Source organism: Bacillus cereus group sp. BfR-BA-01381 (genome assembly GCF_022663555.1).
Classification (GTDB): domain Bacteria; phylum Bacillota; class Bacilli; order Bacillales; family Bacillaceae_G; genus Bacillus_A; species Bacillus_A pacificus.
This window is the reverse complement of record NZ_JAKUFR010000167.1, coordinates 1-4,621: the sequence shown is the minus strand read 5'-3', so window position 1 is coordinate 4,621 and position 4,621 is coordinate 1. Positions and strand designations below refer to the sequence as shown.

Genomic DNA, 4,621 nt, shown 5'->3' with positions numbered 1-4,621 from the left:
CGGTTACTTCACCCTTTTTAATTTCTTCCCAGGTGTCTGCATCATCAACACGAACAGTCATAAGCCACGTTCCAGCTTTTACTTCTTGTTCGCCTACCGTCATATCACTTTTAGCAATCCAGTTTTCAACAACTGTCCCTTTACCAGCAATTTCATCATGTTGCTTATCGATGTGTTGGTAATTTTCCATAAAAGTATATGCAGCCTTTTCAATTTCCTCTGCGGTCATTGTATCCCCGTGTGAATCTTCAACATCTGGTTCATATACCACACCTGTAACAAGCTGCTTCTCTTCCTCTGTTTTAAGGATTGGAACTTGTTTTGATATATTCGGTTGTTTAGTAGTTGCGCTCTTCATAATGGCAAATTGACGACCGTTAGCGCCCTTTGTAACCAATGAAATATAACTGATATTGGCGTTTTTTAGTTCGTATCCCATCGTTTTACCTCCTTCCCTATAAATATTGGGGTTCCACTGTCAAAACGCATAGCAGCCAATTAAAGCCGTATACGTTTTGACGATGAAACCCCAATCAAATAGGTGTATTTTATTACTCTTCTGAAATCATAGTGCAGCGGCAATGAGGGTGAGCTGGTGGACACATCTTTCCATTACTAAATAGATCATCAATATCTACCGTTTCACCATGTAAACCACCACATTCTTTACAAACACGCTCATCATTTCCGGTAAGCCATGTTTTCTTGCTTCTATTTGCACCTTTATAAGCAATTAAGTTTCCGTAATTCATTGCATATGTTGTTTCTGTACGTGCAATCATCATTGCTCTGTAGTTGCTTGCTTCTGACATTACATCTGCAATAGAAACACTTAACGCATCGACTCCCATTCCCTCACTAAGATTTTTTAACATTGTCTCTCTTAATCTATCTTTAGTGGTTTCATGGATTCCTTTTGCTAATTCAAAAGCATAAGCAGCTACCCATTTTGCAGCAATGTCACCAATTGGATCTAATACCATCCAAGTTAAACCGTTTGATGCAATGGCACTTTGTACAAACTCGGTTACATCATCTTGCAGAGTGTCTGTGACTTCATCGACAAACATTTGTCGTTCTTCATCCCAATCCACACTATCAAGAAATTCATCAACTTCCGCTTCTGCAATTACAAGATCATTCTCTTCCTCTGCTTTATTAATACGAATTACGGGAAGCAGGTTTAAGAGCCTATTTCCCTGTTCGGAAAAAAATCAGCTACCTTCTTTTGCATGACCTTTTCTACTTCTTCATGCTTTTCCCTAAATGTATTAATAGCAATTATGTTCTCTTGCTCATTGTCTGCAGATTTTGCAATAGGTTCGAATTGAGAAGCAGCCGTTCCACCTTCAAAGAATGTATCCCCATCTGCTACTGGTTCATAACCTACTACTTTACGGGATTCATTACGTGTTAATATACGTTTTTCATAACCATCAGCTGCATATTGCATATCAGCTTCACGATCATCCGTATCAATTTCGTTTAATTTGAAATACCAATCTAAACCACCTAGTATTTCAGCAAACACACGGAACAATTGATTATTCAATCGATGCTCTAAGATTTCTTGACCAGGCTCAATAATAGAACGCTTGTACATCTCGTTCATTTCTTTAGCAGTTGTTTGCCCTAATGAACCTGTCATAGCCCAACCGATACGATAAGGCGGTACACGGTGCGCTACGCATATTTCCATTGCACTATCCTGCTTATACAAACGGAAACTACCTTCTTTTACATCCGGGCTAACTTTTTCTAATCTGGCTTTAGCTCCTGGCGGTACAGGAACAACAGCTAACTTATGATGCTCTCCTTTTGTTTCTGCAGAGAAGAACGCTTTTAATTCATCTTCCGTTCCTTGATCTATTTCATCGACTCCCTCAAGGAATAGCAGAGCATCCGGAATTGTCTTTCCTGTAAAAAAGTTAATATTATAATCTCTCACCGCTTGAGAGCCTACTATTGAACCGATAGAACTAACGTAATTAGGTATCCCATAATAAGAAGAACGAGAACCGAATTTACGAATAACAATTACTTCTCCGGCTTTTTCAGTTCCGTTTTCTGCAATATCCTTCTCACCTAAAGGACGACCATCCACAAGACTATAATTATCTGGATAACCGAACTTTTTAAACCAGCGTTCTTTGTTATTTACAATTTGTGCAAAGCGTACTTTATCTTTATGAGCACGAACCGTTTGAGCTGGAATGTGATATAGTTCCGATGGTTCACCTTTGTTATTACGAACAACTTCAATAATGCCCCAGCCAACTGTTTCGTAATCGTCCCATACAGCCCTTATAATTTCAGAACTGGTCATTTCTGGATTACAATTCCGCATAAATTCCTTTAACTTTTTATATTGCTCCTGGCTTGCCGCTTCTTTCACTTCTTCAAAAGGAGCAAAGTCGAAACCGACACCTGCAATATCATCGACTTTTGCGCTAATACAAGCAGAATGAATAGGATTACTTTCCTTTATTTCCAGTAATACCGCCATATCATAAGGAGGTTTAACTAACCCCTTATCACCATATATTTGAGCAAATGGGTCAACGGTCATTTGTTTACTGTGGTCTTCCTTATTTTTCGGATCGTCTGCAGCTTTGTTAATCCCGAATACTTTTACATTCTTTATGGTTTTCTTGTCGCTCATAACGTTTGTATGTCCTCCTTTCTTCTATTAATAAGGAGCAAAAGAAATAGCCGAACAATTAATGTCCGACTACACTCTTTTAACCTTCCCACCCATAACTACTTTACGTTTACTCATATCATCCTCACATGCGTAACGGGTCATATCGATACTATGATTATCTTTATCTTGTAATCTATTTTTCGGATTACCGTCTTTATCAACTTCATAATCAATATTTTCAAATTCACCTGCAGTTTTTGGACAACGTTCGGGGTCAATTATAATTTCTTCTAAATCATCTAACCATTTTTCCCCGTATTCAACAGAACCAGGGCCTTTAACTGCTCCCTTGATTCTCTTAATACCATGATCGTTTTTCATTTCATCAATTGATTTTGGTTCAGAAGAATCCGCAATTATTTCTACATCATCCCAGCCAAGTTGCTTAATTTTTTCAGCTAACGAGCGGTTACTGATTTTAACACCATGTATTTCACCGAATATATAAAGCTTTCTGCGTGTTTTATCATAATGCATACGACCAAAAGACAGCGCGTCATTCCCATAACCCCAGTCAATCCCTTGACGTATATTATCAAATGTTTTAATTTCTTCATCTGTAATACGTCTGAATGTGAGATTACTAAATGGAACAACACCGCTGCCTGTCGGTTTCCCTTCATATTCATGTTCATATTGCTGTGGTTTAAGTCTTTTTGTTTCTTCTGCTTCTTCCACGAATTGTTTAGAAATGTGAGGATTATCATGATACGTACTATGATGTACAAATGTATTTTTCGGTTTGAATTGCGTTTCAAACTTCTTGTTAACCCAGGATTGTTTTCTCTTCGGCGGGTTATATGAATAGTACATTTTATACCGCAATCCATTCTGTAGCTCTTTACGCAAAATGGATTTCTCTATTGTAGAAACATCTTCTTCTAATTTAAATTCGGCCAATTCCTCAAACCATGCAATAGTAACTGGATACTTTGCTATCTTAATAGATTTGATTTTTGCAGGATCATCAGCACCACGAAATATAATTTTATTTCCACGCGGTTTATAGATAATTTCCATCGGACTTTCTTTAAAGCGAAATAAATGTTCTACACCTAGTATTTCTATAGCTTCTTTTATTTGCTCATAGCAGGATTCTCTTATTGTATCCTTTACTTTACGTATACAAAGAACTGTAACAGGAAACTGAATAATATCCATCACAATACAAATAGATATATCAGTAGATTTACCAGAACCACGACCGCCTTTACAAACGATTTTTAATATCGATTTACATTTACGGGCTAACCATACTTGGTGAAACGCTGGTGGAAGTATTTCAGCGATTTGCTTTTTAGACATTTAAATCACCACTGATATTGTCTACAATGACAACTGGCTCAATATTGTTATCATCATTATTAGTATTAGATTTAATTTTGTCGATTTGAACCTGTATAAATTCAAGTTTAGCGCGCCGCTCATCATCTATATTAGCTAACCTATCAAAATCCTTAATAAGAGCAGACAAAGTAGAAAGCGCCTTAGATTGAGCATTTAAGAAACTTGCTTGTTTATCCCAAGCAAATTGAATTTCCCACTCTTCTTCAAATCCACTTTCGCTGAGTTTATTCTTACGTAGCTCCTTTGTCATGTCCTTATTATCTTTAACAAACATAATACGTTGAGCATGTATGATTTGAGCGTGTTGCAGCATTATGCTTTCCCATAGAATCGATAAAGGATCATTATTAATTGCTTCCTCTAGCTCTTCTTTTAAATTATATAATTCTTGTGGCAAATACTTTCTATACAAACCATGTGTAGCAGCATTACCATTACGTAGTGGAGCAGAACCACCGGAATTACCAACAGCATTTTTATTGCCCTTTTTGGCTCCACCACGATTATTTACAGCATTCTTATTACCTTTTGGTGCTCCTGGTTTCTTTTTGGAGTACTCCGTATCTTTCT

The 4,621-nt window shown here is 37.1% G+C and carries 5 protein-coding genes; all 5 read right to left on the bottom strand.

Annotated elements, in window-relative coordinates; genetic code table 11:
* A partial coding sequence (locus tag MR079_RS27700; RefSeq protein WP_242295029.1) for an XkdF-like putative serine protease domain-containing protein occupies positions 1–439 on the bottom strand: 439 nt, incomplete at its 3' end.
* 112 nt (positions 440–551) lie between these two features.
* Entirely contained in the window at positions 552–1,070 is a 519-nt protein-coding gene (locus MR079_RS27695) for a phage head morphogenesis protein (protein ID WP_242295028.1), read from the bottom strand.
* Between the two features lie 113 nt (positions 1,071–1,183).
* Positions 1,184–2,662, bottom strand: coding sequence for a phage portal protein (locus MR079_RS27690; protein ID WP_242295027.1), 1,479 nt, complete (start codon positions 2,660–2,662; stop codon positions 1,184–1,186).
* Positions 2,663–2,731: 69 nt separating this feature from the next.
* Positions 2,732–4,009: a PBSX family phage terminase large subunit gene (locus MR079_RS27685; protein WP_242295026.1), complete on the bottom strand. Its 1,278-nt coding sequence runs from the start codon at positions 4,007–4,009 to the stop codon at positions 2,732–2,734.
* Positions 4,002–4,621 (bottom strand): phage terminase small subunit (gene terS, locus MR079_RS27680; RefSeq protein ID WP_242295025.1); only part of this gene is annotated, 620 nt, incomplete at its 5' end. The genes MR079_RS27685 and terS, both read right to left, overlap by 8 nt.